The sequence below is a fragment of the Hungatella sp. SB206 genome (genome assembly GCF_051132295.1).
GTDB classification, from domain to species: domain Bacteria; phylum Bacillota; class Clostridia; order Lachnospirales; family Lachnospiraceae; genus Hungatella; species Hungatella effluvii.
The window spans coordinates 5544872-5566432 of the sequence record NZ_CP096603.1 but is presented as its reverse complement, the minus strand read 5'-3'; the positions used below and the strand labels follow the sequence as shown (position 1 = coordinate 5566432).

The 21561-nt window shown below is 50.7% G+C and carries 19 protein-coding genes; 14 read left to right on the top strand and 5 right to left on the bottom strand.

Translation table 11 applies throughout. The features are described from left to right. Positions 1-16: 16 nt before the first annotated feature. From M1L66_RS24665 to M1L66_RS24650, 4 genes are all read left to right on the top strand, one after another. Positions 17-670 (top strand): hypothetical protein, encoded by a 654-nt coding sequence (locus M1L66_RS24665; protein ID WP_243270468.1) that lies wholly within the window; start codon positions 17-19, stop codon positions 668-670. Between the two features lie 178 nt (positions 671-848). After that, on the top strand, positions 849-1913 hold the full coding sequence (locus tag M1L66_RS24660) for an LCP family protein (RefSeq protein WP_434688683.1): 1065 nt from the start codon (positions 849-851) through the stop codon (positions 1911-1913). 9 nt (positions 1914-1922) lie between these two features. Then, on the top strand, positions 1923-2639 hold the full coding sequence (locus M1L66_RS24655; protein WP_117631912.1) for a LytR/AlgR family response regulator transcription factor: 717 nt from the start codon (positions 1923-1925) through the stop codon (positions 2637-2639). Further along, positions 2636-3940 carry a sensor histidine kinase gene (locus tag M1L66_RS24650; protein ID WP_187024037.1) on the top strand — a complete coding sequence of 435 codons (1305 nt, stop codon included), beginning with the start codon at positions 2636-2638 and terminating at the stop codon, positions 3938-3940. Before M1L66_RS24655 ends, M1L66_RS24650 begins: the two co-directional genes overlap by 4 nt. On the opposite strand, the gene M1L66_RS24645 is transcribed toward M1L66_RS24650, so the two are convergent. From M1L66_RS24645 to M1L66_RS24625, 5 genes are all read right to left on the bottom strand, one after another. Continuing rightward, a complete protein-coding gene (locus M1L66_RS24645) occupies positions 3894-4811 on the bottom strand; it encodes a PHP domain-containing protein (RefSeq protein ID WP_187024038.1) in 918 nt (305 codons plus the stop codon). The genes M1L66_RS24650 and M1L66_RS24645 overlap by 47 nt on opposite strands. Before the next feature lie 81 nt (positions 4812-4892). Then, positions 4893-6215 (bottom strand): MFS transporter, encoded by a 1323-nt coding sequence (locus M1L66_RS24640; RefSeq protein WP_434688682.1) that lies wholly within the window; start codon positions 6213-6215, stop codon positions 4893-4895. Then, positions 6212-7258: an ROK family transcriptional regulator gene (locus tag M1L66_RS24635; protein WP_187024040.1), complete on the bottom strand. Its 1047-nt coding sequence runs from the start codon at positions 7256-7258 to the stop codon at positions 6212-6214. Before M1L66_RS24635 ends, M1L66_RS24640 begins: the two co-directional genes overlap by 4 nt. 145 nt (positions 7259-7403) lie before the next feature. Continuing rightward, positions 7404-8669, bottom strand: coding sequence for a Gfo/Idh/MocA family oxidoreductase (locus tag M1L66_RS24630; RefSeq protein WP_434688681.1), 1266 nt, complete (start codon positions 8667-8669; stop codon positions 7404-7406). Between the two features lie 16 nt (positions 8670-8685). Next, positions 8686-10389 (bottom strand): sensor histidine kinase, encoded by a 1704-nt coding sequence (locus M1L66_RS24625; RefSeq protein ID WP_187024042.1) that lies wholly within the window; start codon positions 10387-10389, stop codon positions 8686-8688. 188 nt (positions 10390-10577) lie between these two features. Here M1L66_RS24625 and M1L66_RS24620 point away from each other — a divergent pair, with 188 nt between their 5' ends. From M1L66_RS24620 to M1L66_RS24575, 10 genes are all read left to right on the top strand, one after another. Beyond that, on the top strand, positions 10578-11936 hold the full coding sequence (locus tag M1L66_RS24620; protein ID WP_434688680.1) for an ABC transporter substrate-binding protein: 1359 nt from the start codon (positions 10578-10580) through the stop codon (positions 11934-11936). 79 nt (positions 11937-12015) lie between these two features. After that, positions 12016-12894 carry a carbohydrate ABC transporter permease gene (locus tag M1L66_RS24615; RefSeq protein WP_002602529.1) on the top strand — a complete coding sequence of 293 codons (879 nt, stop codon included), beginning with the start codon at positions 12016-12018 and terminating at the stop codon, positions 12892-12894. Between the two features lie 23 nt (positions 12895-12917). Continuing rightward, a complete protein-coding gene (locus tag M1L66_RS24610; RefSeq protein WP_055653908.1) occupies positions 12918-13748 on the top strand; it encodes a carbohydrate ABC transporter permease in 831 nt (276 codons plus the stop codon). Positions 13749-13760: 12 nt separating this feature from the next. Further along, the gene (locus M1L66_RS24605) at positions 13761-14537 is read left to right on the top strand and encodes a response regulator transcription factor (RefSeq protein ID WP_187024044.1); all 777 of its coding nucleotides are present in this window, start codon (positions 13761-13763) and stop codon (positions 14535-14537) included. A 209-nt stretch (positions 14538-14746) separates the two neighbouring features. After that, entirely contained in the window at positions 14747-16351 is a 1605-nt protein-coding gene (gene pckA, locus M1L66_RS24600) for a phosphoenolpyruvate carboxykinase (ATP) (protein WP_187024045.1), read from the top strand. Positions 16352-16743: 392 nt separating this feature from the next. Continuing rightward, positions 16744-17538, top strand: a complete 795-nt coding sequence (locus tag M1L66_RS24595; protein ID WP_434694317.1) for a transketolase — start codon at positions 16744-16746, stop codon at positions 17536-17538. 1 nt (position 17539) lies between these two features. Then, positions 17540-18475, top strand: a complete 936-nt coding sequence (locus M1L66_RS24590; protein WP_434688679.1) for a transketolase family protein — start codon at positions 17540-17542, stop codon at positions 18473-18475. Then, a complete protein-coding gene (locus M1L66_RS24585) occupies positions 18472-19455 on the top strand; it encodes a nucleoside hydrolase (RefSeq protein WP_187024048.1) in 984 nt (327 codons plus the stop codon). Before M1L66_RS24590 ends, M1L66_RS24585 begins: the two co-directional genes overlap by 4 nt. Next, positions 19448-20404 carry a nucleoside hydrolase gene (locus M1L66_RS24580; protein ID WP_187024049.1) on the top strand — a complete coding sequence of 319 codons (957 nt, stop codon included), beginning with the start codon at positions 19448-19450 and terminating at the stop codon, positions 20402-20404. Before M1L66_RS24585 ends, M1L66_RS24580 begins: the two co-directional genes overlap by 8 nt. Before the next feature lie 64 nt (positions 20405-20468). After that, on the top strand, positions 20469-21524 hold the full coding sequence (locus M1L66_RS24575) for a BMP family lipoprotein (RefSeq protein ID WP_187024050.1): 1056 nt from the start codon (positions 20469-20471) through the stop codon (positions 21522-21524). Positions 21525-21561 lie beyond the last annotated feature (37 nt).

Genomic DNA, 21561 nt, shown 5'->3' with positions numbered 1-21561 from the left:
ACGGGGGATAAAGAGGATGAGGAGAAGAGTGGCAAGGCGTTTGGTATTGAGATATGGAATCGTTGGTCTTCTGGCTGCGGGGCTGCTTTCCGGGTGCTCCGGCACGGGGGAACTGGAGGCTCAGAACCAGGAGCTGAAGTCGCAGGTGGAGAGCCTGTCAGCGGTAATGGAGAGTCTCGAAGGCGAGAAGGAAAGCCTTTCTTCCGAACTGGCATCGGCGAAGGAGCAGAAGGAAGAGGCCGGGAAGAAAGCCGCGGCGCTGCAGGCGACGATCGATGAGATGGCTAAGGAAGCGGAAATCCAGGATGGAGATGTCGTCGTCAGACTGATTGGGAAAGAGGATGTGGAGAAAGACTCCTCCAAATGGATATTTAACAGCTACAGCAATTTGAAGTTTGAGATTACAAACAATACGGACAAAGATATACAGGGAATCGAGGGAAAATTAAAGATCATGGATCTGTTCGGCAAAGAGATTTTAACAGCCGGATGTGATTTTACCGGACATACCATACCGGCGGGGGAGACTGTGGTCAACGATGATCTGAGCTTTGAAATCAATGAGTTTATCAACGAGCATATGAAGCTGTATACGACAGCGTATGAAGACTTAAAATCAGAGTATAAGGTGACACAGATCGTATTTACAGACGGGACAGTAAAGGAATAAGTGAGCAGCTGCACTGGTGTCTGCGCGATTACATAGAAAACCTCGGGCTGGTCCTGAGGTTTTTCGCTGTCTGCATAAATTACGGCAAAAAAATGGTCATTCGCGGTCAGATCATACGGCCCGGGCCGGAAAAGACTATAATAAAACCATCAAATGACCCGGAAAGGAATGACAGTTTATGTATGAACTCAGAGAAAAGAAAGAAGAAGGAACGAAGAAACCCGTATGGAAGAAGGCGGCGGCATGTATTCTGGCGCTGTTGTTATTTTTTGCCTGCTCCGCGCTGCTTTATGTGACGAAGCTGGCGACATCCACACAGAAAATCCCGGATGCGGACATCAAGGCGATCAGCAATGATTATCTGAATGAAGCGACGGAGAAGCAGATGGACGATTACTGGACAGTGGCTATTTTCGGCGTGGACAGCCGCAACGGCAACATTGGAAAAGGAACCAGCGCGGACACGCAGATGCTTCTCACGCTTAACCGCGCCAATGGAGAAATCCGGCTGGTATCCGTTTACCGCGATACGCTGCTGATGAGCAATGTGAAGGAAGGAAAGTGCCGGAAGATAAACTCCAGTTATTCGGAAGGCGGGCCGGAGCAGGCCGTCACGGCATTAAATGAAAACCTGGATTTGAAAATCGGGGATTACGTTTCCTTTTCCTGGAAGGCGGCTGCCGACGCGGTCAACCTGCTGGGGGGAATCGATATGGATATCACAAAGGCGGAGTATGCGTATATCAATGCCTTTATCACAGAAACCGTGGATAGTACGGGAATCCCTTCGGTACATTTAACGGGCCCGGGGCCGACTCATCTCGATGGAGTCCAGGCCGTCGCCTACAGCCGGCTGCGTCTGATGGACACCGACATGAACCGGACGGAGAGACAGCGGAAGGTGATCGAGGCCGTATTGGAGAAGCTGAAGCAGGCGGATCTTCCGACGATCAACCGTCTTCTGGAGACGGTGCTGCCACAGGTTGCAACCAGCATAGACGCAGGCGACTTTCTGGAACTGGGAAAGAACGCCGGAAATTACCATATTGTAAAAACCGAAGGCTTTCCGACCGTATACAAGGCGGCCACGCTTGGAAAGCTGGGAAGCTGTCTGATTCCCAACACGCTGGAATCCAATGTGACGGCGCTTCATGAATTCCTGTACGAAGATCATGACTATCAGAACTCAGACCGGGTGAAAGAGATCGGGGGAGAAATTATTAAACAGGCATTGGGAGAGTGAGGTGACACTATGATTCGGATAGCAGTTTGTGATGATGAGCCTGCGTTTGCAGAGCGGGTGAAGACGCTCATTGAAGCAGAGTGCCGCGCGCTTTCCGTTTCGTCGGAGACGGTTCTCTATACCGACAGCGGCATGCTGGCCTATGACATCGGGGAGAAGCGGTATTTCGATATGCTTTTCCTCGATATCGAGATGCCTGGTTTCTCCGGCATGGAGCTGGCGGATTTAATAAAGGATTCGCTGCCCCAGGCGCTTGTCTCCTTTATAACCTCCCATACAAAGTACGCGGTCAAGTCCTTTGAGCTCTCCATCTTCCGCTATATACCGAAGGCGGAGGTGGAAAGCTGCTTATCTATGGCGGTTTCGGATGGGATCCGGCTGCTTTCCTGGAAGGTGAAGGAGTGTTACGTGGTGGAAACACCGCGCCAGATCATGAAGGTGGCGATGAGCGACATTCTCTATATCTATAAAAAACAGAAATACTCTTGTCTGGTTCTGCCTGGGGAGGAGGTGCCGGTCCGAAAGGCGCTGGGACAGGTAAAAGAGGAGCTTGGCAGAGAGGAGTTCCTGACGATTGAGAGAGGCTACATGATTAACCTTTACCATGTCAGAAAAATGGAAGGCACATCCGTGGTTATGGACGATGGGACTGTGCTGCCGGTGAGCCAGAGCCATGTAAAAGAAGTGAGAGAGACCATTACCGGTTTCTTCCGGAGGCATCTATGAATACCATATTTCAGCTTTGTGAACTTGCGGCCTATTTTTTGGAGGCATTGATCTGCTATTTTTTTATCCAGCTGTTTTTCCCTGAGAAAGCAAAGGGAAAACTCAGCTTTTTCCTGTTGTCAGGTGTTCTGCTTCTGACGCTGCAGCTTGCGGATTCTCTCCATGTGTATCCATTTCTGGTTACCCTGTGGTTTGTCTTTTATATCTGTATGACGACGGTTCTCATTTTCCACGTGGATGTGTTTTATGCCGTCTCCCTGGTGAGCTTCTATATTCTGTGTGTCTATATTATTGATTTCTTCTGTATATCGGTGATGGGGGTATTTTTGAAGAACCAGCAGTTCGCACAGATGGTCATCGCACAGCTGTCGCAGTGGCGTCTGGTGTATCAGGCTGCGGACAAGCTGCTGCTGACCGGAGCGTATTTTCTGGCGAGGAAAGCATTTCGCCGGGAACTGGCCTATAATCCCCGGATGATGTTCCTGACCTCGGGGCTGGGGCTGTGCGGCGTCGGATTTCTGTCTTGGCTCACGATTCAGGAGACGAGCCTTCATGCGCTGTTCGGGTGGAGCATGTGCATTATCTTGCTGTTTCTCATCTATTTCCTTCTGTTGTTTTACTCGAAATACGTGGGAGAGCAGAAGCAGCGGCTCGCCCTGGAAATGAAGGAGCAGATGATCGACAGGGAGTACGATCTGATGGTCCGGCAGCAGCAGGAGCAGGAAGAACTGTCACATGACATGAAAAATCATTTGCTTGTGCTTTCTTCCATGATCGGAGAGGGGAAAATGACAGAGGCGGAAACGTATCTGGAGCGAATGGGAGAGCCTCTGCGCCAGCTGGAGATGATGGTGTGGACAGGCAATCCGGTGCTGGATGTGCTGTTGAACAATGCCAGAAACAGCGCGGCAAAGAAAAAAATCCGCTTTACCATTCAGGCGGATGCGCTAACGCTGGGAGATATGGAAGACCGGGAGACGTGCAGCCTGTTTTCCAATCTTCTGGACAACGCCGTGGAGGCAGCAGACCGGGTCGAGAAGGGAGATCGCTGGATTACCGTTAAAATGCGAAAGGCGGGAGACATGATATTCATCGAACTGTCCAACTCCATGACCGGCAGGCCCTCCGTCAAGGACAACCGCCTGGTGACGACGAAACGGGAGGGAACCGGCCATGGGCTGGGACTTAAGAGCGCGGAGCGCGTGGTGGAAAAGTACGGCGGCAGTCTGGTCTGCGAATACGGAGACGGTGTTTTTACGGTTCTGGTGTCCTTCCTGGAAGGGCTGCGAGACCTCTCATAATCCGGCCGTCATCCCAGAAGGCGCCGTGGCCGCCGAGACGGATTGCAGGCTTGTGTCTGCCGTGAAAGTCACTGCCGCAGGTGATAAGAAGACGGTTTTTCTCAGCAACATCCACGTAATAGGCCGCTGTCTCCTCATCGTGATAGGAGGAAAATGCCTCGATTCCGTCAATTTCGCGAAAGAGCAGACTCTCCAGCAGCTCGGTTTCGCCGCGGTCGAGATTCTGACCGGGGTGGGCCAGGACGCTGATTCCTCCGGCATCGTGGATCAGAGACACGGCGTCGGCAAGGGAGATGTAGTGGACCGGTACATAGGCGGCCTTACCTTCTGAGAAGAAATCCCAATAAAACCGCACATTTGGCATGTCGCTTTTTGCTCCGCCCGGAAGATATGGGCGGAGTATTTCATATTGCGGGGCCTCTTTTTTGGCGAGGAGAATATCCGCGATCAATTCGCCTGGAACGACGCCGTCGCTGGAGGCTGCCAGGACCTCAGCCTCATCGACCGGGATTCCTGTGGCGCTCTGAAATAATCGGATTTTCTCTCTGGCCGCCATTTTCTCCTGCTCCAGAATATCCTGTTCAATCTGCGCGAACTCCTTTCGCGTATGGTCGAAGCAGTATCCAAGCAGGTGGAAGTTCCTGCCTTTATGGGTGCAGTCCAGCTCGACTCCGGAGATGACGCGAAGGCCGGAGGCGGCACAGGCCGAAAGGGCTTCTGACTGGGCCGCGGCGACGCTGCGTACCGAGTTGTGATCCGTTATGGCGATTAACTCCATGCCCTGTGCCCTGGACATTGCAACGATTTCCTGTGGTGTGTATTCTCCGTCGTCACTGGCGGCTGAATGGATGTGTAAATCAAGCTTTGACATTGAAGATCTCCCTTCTGTTTCTTTGATGGATGTATGATCTGGTATGGCTGGGACTCTGTGAAGGATGAAAACCAGGGCGGTTTAATGTTTCTGTGATTCCCGAATTTTCTGCCGCCTGCGGAAATAAAAGTAAGTAAACTGCAGGAGAAGAATTCCTGCGGTTGAAATCAGATAGAGAACCCGGATACCGGTAAATGCGGCGGAACCGGCCACTGCGGATCCAATCGCAGCAGAACCGGCCGCAGCGGTGCGGGCGTCGATCAATCCTTTGACTGCGCCTCCGGTCAGCGGGCCGAGGATGGAGCCAAGACCGATGGCGGCCGTATAAAAATTATCGTAGACAATCCGGTTATCTGCTGGCATCAGTTCGTATCTGCGATTAAATACGGAGATCACAAATCCGGCGTTGGCAGCCGAGGATATGAGAAACGTGGCCGGAATGAAAAGGTACCAGTTCTGAGCGGTGGCGAAGGACATGAACAGAGTCTCACCTGCAAAGAACCAGATGGACATTTTTAAGGTGAATTCATGGCCGCTACGGTCACTTAACCTTCCCCAAAAACTGAGCAGAACGATCTGCGGAAGAGAGATGATCATGTATAGTCCGGTCACGATCTGATAGGGAAGCGCCAGATATTTCATCATGTAAACCATGGTATAGCTGTCGGAAATGGTAAGCAGCAGGTAAAAGATAAAGATGTAAGCCACGAAGCCTGTAAAGCATCGGTTTTTGAGAGGCAGTCCGGCGATGTCACGGAAGCGGCAGCCTCTGCTGGAGGACTGGTACGGTTCTCCGTCGGGTGTTCCTGCCAGGAGAATCACTTCAAAGATTCCCATCAGGGCTGCGGCGGCAAACAGGATGGCGAAACCGATGTATTTCCCTCCCATGAGATCCATAAAACGGCCTCCAGCCAGCGACAGAACCACTGTGACCGTGAGTGTCAGCGTCTGTCTTAGGGAAATGTACCGGCCGCTCCTTTTTTCATCGATGAAACCCAGCATCCACTGGTTCAGCACCACTGTCGTCTGGGCCTGAAGTGCGAAGGCAGCGACGACGGTGGGAACGAATACGTAAAGCTGTATCCTGGCTGGAAACAGAACGGGTATGGTGACAAGGAAAAGTGTTGCCAGGCGGGAGAGGACCGTGAGTGCTACCGTCAATTTTTTGCGGCTGGTAAATCGCTCCAGAAATGCCGGGAATACGAGGATCAGCACGCCGCAGATATTGACGATGACGCTTAAATAACTGACCAGAATGTCACCGGCTCCCATAAGAATCGCGAGGCCGCTTAAAAAAACACCGCTGGTCAGATACGTGAACGCTGTGCCGAATCCGGCCTGGACGAGAAAGCAGGTACGGGGCCGGGAGTCCGGCAGGCCCTTACCTCCGGGCCGGGGGGTCATGGCTGCTCCTTTATAAACTGAACGTCGTCAAAGATTTTCCCGGCTGTTAAGTATGCCATGCCGTCGTGATAATCGTGCCAGAGATCGGCCGAATACAGAATCTCTGCGGACATGTGTCTCGGAAGAAGAGCGGAGAAGCCGTCGCTGATGGGACCGATACAGTCTTTGCGCAGATCGGGGCCGCCCAGAACGACATACTGGGGATTTAAAATGCCGCAGATCCAGCCGATGATACGGATCATCAGATTGGTGTAAGCTTTGTCATCCACTGCTTCCATCAGCCACTCGTCGAGAATCCGGCCATCCTCCATGGGAACCAGTCCCAGCTCCCCGGCGAAATTGCGAAAGCCGCGGACGACCCGCCCGCCGACGATGAAACCGGCGCTGACACACGTTTTTTCCAGGTGAAGATACGCCATATTCGTGAGATCCGGGGCCTCGCAGGGAAATTCCCTGGCATAGCAGCGGCCGAAGCCGATGGCTGTGGCATTTAAGTCATTCTCCATAACAATGGGAATGTGGTACCGCCCGGCGAGGCGGTCTCCTAAGTCATAGCGGCATAATTCGTCGCTGCAGCCACTCCCTTTCCAGAACGAACCGTCTTCGACGATGCCCGGAACGCCGATTCCGATGGACTTGATATCCTTTCGCGCCATGAGTTTATCGAGGTACGCGGTGATGGCCGGCTCGTAGTCCTCGCCCGTAAACTCCAGTCGGCAAGTCTCTAAAATCTCTCCACAGATTCCTACAAGCAGTCCGTGCATTTCACTGCCCGAGATGCAGATCGCCGCGCCGTAGTACTTATCCGGCTTGAAGCGGTACCGTTCCGCCTTTCGTCCACCGCTGGATTCGTCGTGTCCAATGCTTTCGATTTCCCCGTTTTCCATCATCTCGGCCAGGAGAGAGCGTACCGTCGTAGAGCTGATCTGCGTCTCACCGGCGATTTCCGCCCTGGTCGCAGTGCCTCTGTTTTTGATCACTCTGCGGATCAGTGAAAGATTCGCCTGTTTTAAAAGCCGTGGTCTGGCGGTTAATGTATCCATAAGAATGCCTCCTTAAAACTTTTGTTGGAAACTTTTATAAGTTTATAATAAAAGTATATGCGGGAACAAAAGAACTGTCAATAGAGAAATAATATTTTTCTCTGTTGACAGTTCTGGAGATCAGTAAAATACTGAGGTTATTCTTCTAAATTTCAATCACTTTCCCCTTGGAAAGTCTTGACTCCTCCGCCGCAAATGCGACGAGGTGGCTGTTGATAGACTGCTCCAGCGAGGTGATCCCCTCCGGTTCCTTTCCGGTCTGAAGCATGTCGAGGAATTCTTCCAGCATGCGGTTGTCGCCGCCGGCGTGGCCGCTGAAATCCTCGGCCAGCCGGGAGATGTCGATAATCTGACGCGGTTTTCCAAAGAGACCGATCTCGATGGTGTTTTTGTACATGTCGCCGGTGAGATCGCCTTTGGTGCCCATGATCTTGCAGTATCGGGAAGCGCCGTCGCTGGTAAAGCCGCTCATGGTGAAATTAATGGTGCTCCCGTCAGTGTTTTCGATGTTGGTCACCTGATGGTCCACCACATTGTTGTCACAGTGGTAGACACAGCGGCCGTAGGGGCCTGTCTTTATGGCTTCGTAGATCGTGTCTGTCGTCGGATGGAGGGCTAAAATGTCCACCGGCCATTCGGTGTGGCCGCAGGCGATTCCGGTCTTTTCGTTGGTAACGTAGATTTTTTCCGCATCAAAGGGACAGGAGTTTTTGGCAGCGCAGCCGTCGAGGCAGCGATGCGCAGCGCCTTCCGGAGCGCAGGATTCCTTGAATAAATAGGTGTTGCCCATGGACGTAACGCGGAGCGGCGTCTTGTCCGCCAGCCATAAGTAGAGGTCGAAATCGTGGCACGTCTTCTGAAGGCACATGGGACTGGTCGTCTCGCTGTTTCTCCAGTTTCCGCGGACAAAGCTGTGCGCCTGATGCCAGTAGCCCACGTTCTCGATGGCCTGGATGGTGACGACGTCGCCGATGATGCCGGAAGCAATCAGTTCCTTTATCTTCGAGAATAATGGCGTATAGCGGAGCACGTGACAGACAACAATTTTCCGGTCGTATTTTTTCGACGCTTCCAGGAGCTGACGGCACTCAGTGGGATCGGGGGAGATGGGTTTTTCCATCAAAATGTGGTATCCTCTTTCCAGAGCGGTAAGCGCCTGGGAGACGTGATCGCGGTCCTGGGTGCAGATAAAGACGGCATCGGCCATCTTGGGCTGGGCCAGCAGCAGCTCAGCACTGGCAAAGCAGCGCTCCTCCGGAATGTGGTACGTCTCGGCGGTCTCCCGAAGAGCGCCGGGATCGATATCCGCGGCTGCGGTAATCTCCATTTTGTCCGGGTGAAGCGAGGCAAATGGCGCATAGGTGATTCTTCCCCGGCTTCCAAGGCCGACGATGGCTACGGTTGTTTTCATGTGAATTCCTCCTGTTTTATGATAAATTGTTTGTATGAATACGCATGGTTACGGTGGTACGGCGGCTTCCCGGTTCAGACTCGATGGTGAGCTCCGACGACTTTTCAAAATAGAGCTTGATCCGCTTATAGAGGTTGGCCAGGCCGTAGCTCCCCGAGACCGAGCCTACCGGATTCGTCTTTTTAAAGGATTCCTGGATCCGCTCCATGGTCTCCTGATCGATGCCGGGGCCGTTGTCGGTGACAGATATGACACAGCCGTCGCCATTTTCCACAATGCGAATGACGATGTGAACCGGTGAAGAGGTGGTTTCTACCGCGTATTTCATGGAATTTTCTACTAACGGGTGAATAAGCAGCTTGGGAATCTGTATGGAGCGCACCTCCGGCTCCACCTGGTATTCCCAGGTCAGACGGTCCCCGAACCGGAACTTCTCCACCTGCAAGTACTGTTCCACAAATGTCAGCTCCTGATCGATGGTGATGCGGTCGCTCCCCTTTAAAATGTACTGGAACAGCTTGGCCATGGCCATGAGAATTCCGGCGTTGTCCATGTCATTTTTCTGGATCAGGCTCCAGTAGACCGATTCCAGGGCATTGATGATGAAATGAGGGTTGACCTGGGACTGCAGCGCGGTGATTTCCGCTTTGGTCCGCAAAAGCTCTTTTTCAAATACCTGCTCGATCAGACGGTTGTTCTTTTCCACCAGAGCATTGTAATGGATGTTCAGTTCGTTGATGTCAGAATTGGAGTAATGCCGGTCGTTGGCCTGCAGCTTTCCGTCGGCGATCACCATGGATTTTCTCATGTCCGACAATGGCTTTGAGATCATACGCGCAATGAAGAGACTGCAGATCAGGAATACGCCGGTTCCGATGAGAAAGCCGTAGATCACGATGCCGCTCATCCAGGAGATATCATTGGAGGTCAGTTCCTTCGGAATATAGATGGAAAATGTCCAGCCGGAGTACGAGGAAGTGGAATCGGCCAGCTGGTAATTCCGTTCGAAGGCTTCCGGGTTCATGTCCTTTAGCGTCTTTCCATAGGAAACACGGGCGCCGGCGCAGTCGGTCAGCTCCAGCGTGCAGTCGCCCAGCGCGTTTAAATCCTGGGCGATAGAGTCCATTAAATCCGGTTTCAAATGAACCACGACGTATCCGCCGTGTTCAAAGGCGTAGTCCGCCAGGAGAATCCGCTTGACCGCCATGATGGTATGGCCGCCTCCGGACTCCGATTCTGACAGCAGCCATACGGCCTTACCGTTGTATTCGTCGGCCAGGGCGAGGGCGGTCTCCGGGATGGCGTCAGAGAGCGGCTCCTTGGTGTAAGGATAGATCTGGGCCTTTTTACTGTAGAGTTCGATGGATTCTAAGTTGTCCGCGTAATTGATTGTATTCATGGTCTTTAACCGGAGAGTGGAAAAACTCTCCGAGGAAAATGACGCGTTCTGATTATAGTCGTTTAAAATGGTCTGGACCGCCAGGTCGTTGCAGAGACGCTGAAGAGATGAATCCATCTCGGTCAGCGAGGAGTTAAAACGCTCCTGAGCCTGCTTGACTGTGATTTCTATATATTTGGATGACTGCTGAAGGATATAGCCGGACATATTTTTATATAAGTAACCGCCGATGCAGAGAAAGGCGATGGCCATCACCAGCATGGAGGAGATGAATATCTGCCCCGACGTGGTGTTTCCCAATAATTTCAGTTTCTGTTTCATGGCACCTCCGGTTGCGTATGGACCATCGTATGTTTGTGTTACAGCATCATCATACCAAATTCATATGGTAAAATCAAAAGATATGCATCAAGAAGAAAAAATAGTGGAATTTTACAAAAAAATAGTGTGGTTTCTTTCTTTGTTGTCTATTATATACTAAATGTATCTTATAAAGGAGGGATTTACAGATGAAAAAAAGATTAGCAGCAATCGTCTGTGCAGCCGCGCTGGGAGTTACATCACTCACTGGCTGTGCATCAGGAAAGCAGGAGACTGCAGCAGGTACGGAGACGGCCGCAGCGGCGGCCACGGAGAAGGCGGCAGGCGAGGAGAGTAAGGCGGAGACGGGCGGGGAAACAGCGGCCAGCCAGGAAGCCGCGGAGATCACATACTGGGATACGGTTGGCAGCGTGTCGGATCGTGAGGCCAAGCTGGCCATGATCGAGCGGTTCGAAGCAGAAAACCCGGGAATCACGGTAAAATATGAGGGAATGGAAGGCGAGGCCTACAAGACTAAGATTAAGACTGTGGTAAGCGCCAACAATCTGCCGGATATTTTCGGATACTGGGTGGGAGAGCAGTTTAAGACGCTTGTAAACTCCGGAAATGTGGAAGATTTGTCTTCCGTCTTTGAGGAGGACACGGCATTTCGCGATACCTTTGTGCCGGGCAGCTTAGATGCGGTTTCCTATGACGGCAAGGTCTACGGCGCGCCGACCTCCATCACGTGTATGGCTGTCTGGTATAACAAGGCTATCTTCGAGGAGAACGGAGTGGAAGTGCCGAAGACATTTGAGGACTTAAAGGGCGTGATCAATACACTGTCCGATAAGGGCGTGACACCGATCATCGTGGGAGCCAAGGACCGCTGGCCGCTTCTCGGCTGGTATTCCTACCTGGCACAGAGAATCGGCGGTGTCGATCTGTACAATGAGGTGTGTTCCGGAGATAAGAATTTCACGGAAGACGCATATGTACAGGCTGGCGAGGAAATCAAGGCTCTGGCGAAGAAAGGTTTTATCAATGGATGCATGTCCGTAGATGCTACGACGGCGGAAGCCTTGTTCGCGGCAGGTAAGGGCGCAATCTTAATTACCGGTTCCTGGTCGATTCCGACCTTTACGGAAGACCCGGAGCGCGCAAAGGATTTCTCCTATTTCCCGTTCCCTGTGGTGGAGGGCAGAAAAGAGGACGAGGCCGGCTACTTATACGGCGGCGTTGCCAATACCCTGGCGATCAGCAGGTCAACGAAGAATAAAGACGCGGTTGTGAAGTTTTTAAAGTACATGATGAGTGAGGAAGAGCAGACCTTAAGTGTAGAGCGCACAGGAACCTTCTCGACCGTGAAGGTATCCCCGAAGGAAGAGAACATGGATCCGCTGGCATACCAGTTCAGCCAGTACGTATCCGACGGTGTGGAAGGCTTCATTCCGTATACGGATCAGGCCCTGCCTCCGGAACAGGCGGAGAACTTATTAAACGCTTTAACCGCTATCGTTGCGGAAGACGACGCCGACGTTAAGGCGGAGCTTGCAAAGATCAAATAAATTTCACTAATTGGTACAACATTGGGGCCGCGCACGGAACACCTCCGAATACGCGGCCCCGAAAGGAATAGGTAAGAGTATGAAAAAAATTCATCCCGCGGTGCGGTGCCTCTTCATATTGCCTGCGGTTCTGTGGTTTTTTGCGGCGGTGATCGTGCCGGTCCTGATGGCGGTCTATTACAGCTTCTTCAGCTGGGACGGGGTGACCGCCAAGGTGTTTATCCGCTTCGATAATTACAGGGAACTGTTTAAGGATCCGGTCGTCTGGAAGTCCCTTACCAATTCCCTGAAGATGGCATTCTGGTGCGTTCTGCTTCAGCTGCCCATCGGCATGGCGTTTTCCGTCATTCTTTTTAACCGGAAGTTGAAGGGACGGGGATTTTTCCGGACCGTGTACTTCCTTCCGGTGGTGCTGTCCTCCTCCATGATCGGTATCTTATGGGGGCAGATCTACGATCCCAACTTCGGACTGTTAAACGGTCTTCTGGAGGCGGTGGGATTAAAACAGCTGCAGCAGATCTGGCTGGGGGACATGAAGCTGGCGCTGGGCTGTATCATTGCGGTGGTGGTCTGGCAGTTTATCGGCAATTATATTTTGATCTACTATACGGCCCTGCATAACATTTCCGAGGATGTGCTGGAATCGGCCAGGCTGGATGGAGCCGGTGTTCTAAAGCTGTTCCGTTACATTGAACTGCCTCTGATGTGGCCGGTGATCCGTCTGACCCTGATACTGGCCACGGTCAACTCCTTAAAATACTTTGACTTAGTCTACATTATGTCAAACGGAGGACCGAACCATGCCAGCGAGGTTCTGGCTTCCTATGTGGTAAAGAATGCGTTCAATTCCATGAGGATCGGCTATGCGAACACGGTGGCGGTGCTTCTGCTGGTTCTGGGAATCTTCTTTATTGTTCTCTATAACAAGATACTGGCTCCGTCATCGGCCAGCGATTAAATATCACCGAAGGAGGTTTCCGAATGAAAAAACGCAGTATATCACCAGGTAAATGGATTCTGTATCTCATTCTGGCAATTCAGGCGGCAGTCACCACGTATCCGCTGATCTGGATGGTCGTGTCCTCTTTAAAGGACAATGTATCCTTTTTTGCAGATCCGTGGTCCATACCCAAGAATCCTCAGTTTGTCAATTACGTGACGGCCTGGAAAGAAGGAATCCAGGACTACATGATAAACAGCATTGTGATCACCATCGCAACGCTTTTTATCGTCATTATTCTAAGCTGTGCGTTCTCCTTCATGGTCGCCCGTTTTCCGTTTAAAGGGGGCGGACTTCTGGTTGGAATGTTTTTTGCAGGCATGATGATTCCGGTTCACTGTACTCTCGTTCCTCTATACAGCATGATGAACGGACTGGGATGGCTGGACAGCTTATGGGCCCTGCTCTTTCCCTATGTGGCGTCGGGACTGCCGCTGGCCATCTTCCTGACTTACGGCCACTACCAACAGATTCCCATGGAACTGGAGGAGGCGGCGAGAATGGATGGATGCGGTGTCATCCGGATGTTTCTCTACATCTTTCTGCCGCTGGCCAAGCCGGTGATTTCCACCATTGGGATACTGACGGCAATCAGTGTGTGGAACGAGTTCATATTTGCCAATATCATCATCTCTGACCCGCTTAAGAAGACACTGCCGGTAGGCCTTCTGGCGTTAAAGGGAACGTACAATACGAACTACGCTGCGGTCAGCGCGGCGTTGACTATTTCTGCGATACCGATTATCATAGTCTATATCCTGATGTCAGGAAAGATTCAGGCTGGTATGGTGTCGGGCGCGGTGAAGAGCTGAACGGGGGAAACCATGGAACGGACCTATACACTAATGCTGGTGGAGGATGAGCGGAATATTCTGTATGGCATGAAGAATGCCATCCTCTGCCACAAGCCCCAGGTTACTGATATTCTGACCGCTGAAAATGGACGGGAGGCGCTGGAGCTTTTGGAGGAACGGGTTCCGGATATCATCATTACGGATATCCGCATGCCGGAGGTAGACGGCACCGAGCTGGTCCGCCGGATTCGTGAACAGGGGTACGAGATGCCTGTGATCATTCTGACGGCCATGACGGACTTTGCCATTGCCAGGGATTTGATCCATTATCAGATTCAGAATTACATCGTGAAGCCATTTTCGATTGAGGAGATCTTAAAGGAGACGGAGGTGGCCATCGGAGAGCTGAAGAAGCGCAGCCAGATGAAGATGGCGCAGAAGATCGTGAAGGAGTTCCCGGAACTGGTGGAAACTCCGCCCTCCAGCGAGAACCAGCTGATATCCCAGGCCGTGGAATACATAAGCAGCCACTTGGACGGCGCGGCCTCTTTAAATGACATTTCAGGGGCGCTCCATGTGAGCAAGGCGTATCTGTCCACGCTGTTTAAGCGGGAGATGAATACGACCGTGACGGATTTTGTGACGAAGCAGCGGATGAAGGAGGCGAAAAAGCTTCTTCTGGAGACCGATATGCTGGTATCAGAGATCTATTTGAAGGTGGGCTACCAGAGCGATAAGTACTTTATCAAGGTGTTTAAGGAGATAGAGGGGGTGACGCCTCTGGCCTACCGGAAACGGTGGAAATGAAAATCACTATCAGATTCGTCTTATTTGTGCGGCTGAATCTGGAAGATTGTAAAAAAAATAACAAAAGAAATGAAATGGATTATTGACTATTTCGATTATTTGTAATAAAGTAAGTATTAGCCTATGGCGTGTAACTTACAAGGTATAGGTAATATCAAATAAACTATTTGGTTACTATACACTAATACAGAAAAGAGAGGTTGAATAAAATGGCAGAAATCGATTTAAGTCAGTATGGTATCAACGGAACAACAGAAATCGTCTACAACCCTTCATTTGAAACATTATTTGAAGAAGAGACGAAACCAGAACTGGAAGGCTATGAAAAAGGCCAGGTAAGTGAACTTGGTGCAGTTAATGTTATGACGGGTATTTATACAGGACGTTCACCTAAAGATAAGTACATTGTCATGGATGAGAATTCAAAGGACACTGTATGGTGGACTTCTGATGAATATAAGAATGATAATCACCCGGCCAGCCAGGAAGCCTGGGATACAGTAAAGAAAATTGCGCAGGAAGAACTTTCCGGCAAGAGACTTTTCGTTGTAGACGCATTCTGCGGAGCGAATAAAGATACCCGTATGGCAATCCGTTTCATCGTTGAGGTTGCATGGCAGGCTCATTTCGTAAAGAACATGTTCATCCAGCCTACAGCAGAAGAACTTGAGAACTTTACTCCGGATTTCGTTGTATACAATGCTTCCAAAGCAAAAGTAGAGAATTACAAAGAGTTAGGTCTGAACTCTGAGACAACTTCCATGTTCAACATCACCAGCCGCGAGCAGGTAATCGTAAATACATGGTACGGCGGAGAGATGAAGAAGGGTATGTTCTCCATGATGAACTACTATCTGCCGTTAAAGGGCATTGCTTCCATGCACTGTTCTGCCAACACAGATTTAAACGGCGAGAATACCGCTATCTTCTTCGGACTTTCCGGAACAGGCAAGACCACACTTTCCACAGACCCGAAGCGTCTCCTGATCGGTGATGACGAGCACGGCTGGGATGACAACGGCGTATTCAACTTCGAAGGCGGCTGCTACGCTAAGGTTATCAACCTGGATAAAGAATCCGAGCCGGATATCTACAATGCAATTAAGCGCAACGCTCTGTTAGAGAACGTTACCCTTGATTCTGAAGGCAAGATTGATTTCGACGATAAGAGCGTGACAGAGAATACACGTGTATCCTACCCGATCGACCATATCGAGAAGATCGTTCGCCCGGTTTCCGCAGCTCCTGCAGCAAAAGATGTAATCTTCCTGTCAGCAGATGCGTTCGGCGTACTTCCTCCAGTATCCATCCTGACACCAGAGCAGACTCAGTATTACTTCCTGTCTGGATTTACAGCAAAGCTTGCTGGTACAGAGCGTGGAATTACAGAGCCTACACCTACCTTCTCCGCTTGCTTCGGCCAGGCTTTCTTAGAGCTGCACCCGACAAAGTATGCAGAGGAGCTTGTTAAGAAGATGGAGAAGAGCGGCGCAAAGGCTTACCTTGTCAACACCGGATGGAACGGTACCGGCAAGCGTATCTCTATCAAGGATACCCGCGGCATCATCGACGCGATCCTGGATGGTTCTATTGCAAACGCACCGACAAAGCAGCTTCCGTACTTCAACTTTGAGATTCCGACAGAGCTTCCGGGCGTAGATCCTAAGATCCTTGATCCTCGCGATACATATGCTGAAGTTTCCGAGTGGGAGACAAAGGCAAAAGATCTGTCCCAGCGTTTCATTAAGAACTTTGCAAAATATGAGGGTAATGAAGCAGGAAAAGCTTTAGTTTCCGCAGGTCCTCAAGTTTAAGAATAAGATGTGTCAGATTGGCCCCCGGCAGTTGCTGCCGGGGGTTTTTGTGCATCAGAGAGGTGGTCAGACTACACAAAGAGCTTTTTGGACAGAAAGGCGTGCCCGCATTAGCGAAGCAGAAAATGGGTTTTACAGGTTTAAAAGAAAATATTGTCTGACGTAGCTGATTAGAAGCATATTAAAATAAAAATATACAAAGTGCATAAATAATACCCCTGTATACGCTTTAAAAAAGGGAATATATCTGTCATGATTTACAAAAAAAATATTACCTATTGATTTAAACGTATAAACAAACTATAATGTGTCCATAGGATAGCAGCAGTTAGATGAAAACAGATAATGCAGCATATTTTTGAGGAGGTCGTGATTTGAAATCTTATGAAGCAATGGAAGAAGAGGCTCTGGCAGTCCGCAGAGACATCATTGAGATGCTTTACCAGGCGGGAAGCGGTCATCCCGGCGGTTCCCTGTCAGTGACGGATATTCTGGTGTGTCTTTACAACAGGATCCGGGTGGATGAAAAGCAGCCGGACATGGAAGACCGGGACCGGGTGGTACTCAGCAAGGGACATGCAGCCCCCGCGTTGTATGCCGTGCTCGCGAAACACGGTTTTTTTTCAAAAGATGCATTTAAACGTTTAAGAAGACTGGGTGGCATGCTTCAGGGCCATCCGGATATGAATAAAACGCCGGGTGTCGATGTGTGCACCGGTTCTCTGGGACTTGGGATATCGACCGCCTGTGGGATCGCATTGGCCGGAAAAGTAAGAAAGAAGGACTACCATATTTATGCGGTTCTGGGAGACGGTGAGCTGCAGGAAGGAATTGTGTGGGAAGCTATGACTGCCGCGGTTCACCATAAACTGGATAACATGACGGTAATTGTGGATTTAAACGGACTGCAGATCGACGGTCCGGTGGAAAAAGTAATGGGGCTTGGCAATTTGAAGGGGAAACTCCTGGATTACGGTTTTAAAGTGGTGGAAGTGGATGGCCATGATTTTGAAGCGCTGGATGCGGCCATTGCGGTGAGAGAAGCAGGCGTTCCGATCTGCATACTGGCTAAGACGGTTAAGGGAAAAGGTGTTTCCTTTATGGAAAATCAGGCCGGATGGCATGGACAGAAGGTAAATGAAGAAGATTATAAGGCTGCTATGGAAGAACTGAAAGGAGGGAGATAAGATGACTGAACCAGCAATGAGAGAGGCTTACGGAGACGCCCTGCTTAAGATGGGAGAGGACGAAAGCGTTGTGGTTCTGGATGCGGATCTGGCGAAAGCGACATCCTCCGGCAAATTTGCCGCGAAGTATCCCGATCGGTTCTTCGATATGGGGATCGCGGAGCAGAATCTGATGGGAACGGCAGCAGGGATGGCGATAAGCGGGCTGAAGCCATTTGCATCGACCTTTGCCCTGTTTGCAGCGGGACGTGCCTATGAACCGATCCGCAATGCAATCTGCTATGCAAAGGCGCCGGTGAAGATCGTGGCTACACATGCGGGACTTTCTCCGAATTCTGATGGTGGAAGCCATGAGACAATCGAGGATATTGCCCTGATGCGGGTGCTTCCGGGCATGACGGTTTTAAGCCCCTGTGATTACAGGCAGGCTCTTGACATGGTGTTACAGATGAAAGATATGGATCAACCGGCTTATATCCGGATGTCGAGGCACCCGGTGGAGACGGTGACCAAAGAGGGAAGCCATACGGAGATCGGTAAGATCGACGTGCTCCGCGAAGGCGGAGATGTGTGCTTTACAGCCACGGGGGTTATGGTGGCACAAGCGCTGCATGCGGCAGAGGCTCTGGAAGAAAAGGGAATACACGCTGCGGTTTTAAATGTACATACCATCAAGCCTCTGGATAAGGAGACACTGATCCGCTACGGTAAATCATGCGGATGTATGGTGACGGCTGAGGAACACTCGGTAATCGGAGGATTGGGATCAGCGGTGGCGGAAGTTCTTTCAGAATGCGGCGGATGCCGTTTGAAACGCGTCGGTATTCAGGATAAATTCGGACAGTCCGGTGATCTGGGGGAATTGATGGAGAGCTATGGACTGACGGCAGAAAATCTTATTGAGACCGCATTAAAACTGATGGAGGAAGACAAATGAATAAGATCCCGGTAATCATTGACTGCGATACAGGAATCGACGATATGATCTCCTTTGCTGTGACACTCACTTCGGATAAGCTTAACATTCTGGGAATCACCACGGCAGCAGGAAATCAGGTAGTGGATATCACCACACAGAATACATTAAACGGAGTCACTATCATGGGAAGAACCGACATTCCGGTGGCAAGAGGTGCAGAAAAGCCGCTTTCGAGACCGCTTCGGGATGCCGGATACATACATGGCGAAAACGGTCTGGGAACGTACCGGTTCGCTGAAATGACGGCAAAACAGCCGGAAGATGTGGACGCAGTGGAACTGATGAGAAGCCTGCTGGCCGCATCAGAAGAAAAGGTTGTGATTCTTGCGATCGCACCGCTTACCAATGTGGCAAGGCTGCTGATGGATCATCCGGAGGCAGGAGAAAAGATAGATAAGATTGTGTTTATGGGAGGTTCTTTGAGAACCGGCAATCCGACTCCGGTATCCACCTTCAATGTGCTGGCGGATCCGGAAGCAGCAAGATATGTGATGAAGAGCGGCGTTCCTTTCCACATGTGTCCTCTGGATACAACCAGGGAGTTATATCTGACAGCAGAGGATATCGAATCCATCGGGAAAATCAGCAATCCGGTTGCTCAGATGAACTATGAGATGTGCCGTTTTTACAATGATGCTGTGAATAAGAACAACAACGCAGATAAGCGGTTTAAGGGCCTGTGTATCCACGATCTCTGTGCAGCAGCGTATGTAACGGATCCCCAGCTTTTCACGACCGTGAAATATCAGGGAGATGTGGAGACGGAGGGAGAACTGACTCTGGGATTTACAGTTCTGGATTATGAAAATATCAGACAGGTGCCGGAGGAAGAGAGGAATGTCACCTTTATCCGTTCCGTTGACAGGGAAGGTGTCTTGAAGATCTATTTCGAAGCACTGAAAAGCTTTGAAGAACAGGGGGAAGAAATCAATGGATAAAATACCGGTAATCATAGACTGCGATACAGGAATTGATGATATGATATCCTTTGTACTGACACTTTCGTCGAAGCAGCTGGATATCCGGGGAGTCACCACCGTGGCGGGAAATGTGTCTCTGCCGTACACAACGTATAATACCATCAATGGTCTGGCCTATATGGGCAGAGGCGAGATTCCGGTGGCGGCCGGAGAAGCAGCGCCCCTTGAGCGTTCGTACCGTGATGCCAGTGAGATTCACGGGGACAGCGGATTGGGAGAATTTACATTTGACAATCCCGTGGATTACGGCCCTGTGGAGACCGGAGGGGTGGAATTTTTATATGAGAAGCTGATGGAATCAAAAGAGAAGATCACGATACTGGCGCTGGCGCCGCTTACCAATATTGCAAAGCTTTATCTGGAGCACCCGGACTGTAAGGAAAAGATCGAGAAGATCGTATTTATGGGAGGATCTGTTTTCAGCGGAAATCCGACTCCGGTTGCGACATTCAACGTGTGGGTGGACCCTGAGGCGGCAAGGATCGTTATGAAGGGCGGCGTTCCGTTCTTTATGTGTCCGCTGGATACCACCAGGGAAGCTTATCTGACAGAGGAGGAGCTGGAAATCGTCGGAACCATCGAAAATCCAGTGGCAGAAATGGTCTATACCATGTGCAGCTTCTACTGGAGCCAGGAGAAAAAGAATGTAAACGGCCATAAGCGTTTTAAAGGGTTATGCATCCATGACCTGTGCACGGCGGCGTATGTGACGAATCCGGAACTGTTTCACTCCACGAGATACTACGGAGACGTGGAGACGAAGGGACCGCTTACGGAAGGCTTTACCATGATTGACTATGAGGATATCTTGAGTAAGAGCGAGGAAGAGAAGAACATCGACTATATTGATTCTGTTGACAGAGACGGAGTGATGAAGGTTTTCTTTGAGGCGCTTAAATCTTATTGAACATTCTGAAAGAGATTTCGCTGCCTTTAAGGCGGATGAACCTAGAGTAAAAGGAGAAGATAAAATGAAAAAAGTATTAGCAGCGGTACTGGCGGGAGTTATGGCATTTTCTTTGACAGCATGCGGAGGCGGAGCAGCGAATGACGCGGGAAGCAGTGGAAAGACGGAAGGAACAGGGGAGAAGACATACAAGGTCGCACTGATGGCGGACGGCGCCGGCTTCGGTTCCCAAAGCTTCAACGACGTTGCGCTGGAAGGACTGGAGAAGGCGAAGACAGATTTTGGGATCGAGCTGACGACACTGGAGGTTAAGGAAGTAGCAGACTTTGCAAACAGCTTGAGAAGCCTGGCACAGCAGGGCTGTGATCTGATCATTACACCGAGTTCCACGATCAAGGACGCGGTGACGGAAGTAGCCGCAGAGTATCCGGATACATTTTTCGGACTTCTGGATGTTCAGGTGGAGGGCGTATCAAATGTGGTTTCGTCCAGTTACCGTGAGCATGAGGCGGCATTTTTACTCGGCGCTCTTGGCGGATATTTGACAAAGACAAACCAGATCGGCTTTATCGGCGGTGTCAGCGGCGTGATTCAGGACCGTTTCCAGTATGGATATATGGCCGGGGCATGGTATTCCAACCCGGAGGTAAAGGTTACTTCCTCCTATACCGGAAGCTTCAGCGACGTGGGTAAGGGAAAAGAGATCGCTACCATGATGTTCAGCGATGGCTGCGACTATGTGGCGCCGTCCGCAGGCGCATGCAACTTAGGCGTGTTCCAGGCATCTAAGGAAGCCGGCGCCGACAAGTGGAGCTTTGGCGCAGCCAACGGACAGTTTAACCAGATGCCTGACAAGATCGTGGCTTCCCAGGTAAAGCGTGTGGACAATGTCGCTTATTCCATGGTGGAAAAAATGGTAAACGGAACGCTGAAGGGCGAGCAGAGCGAATACGGCTTAAAGGATGGCGGCGTGGATTTAATGTACTCCACTGAGGAGGCCATGAAGACGTCAGTTCCCGAGGATATCAGGGATAAAGTAGAAGAGATTAAAAAACAGATTGTAGATGGAACCATTAAAGTTCCGGCTACTCAGGACGAATATAACGCATATGTAAAATAGAACCCGTATCGAGATGAAATGACATGCATCGCACGTA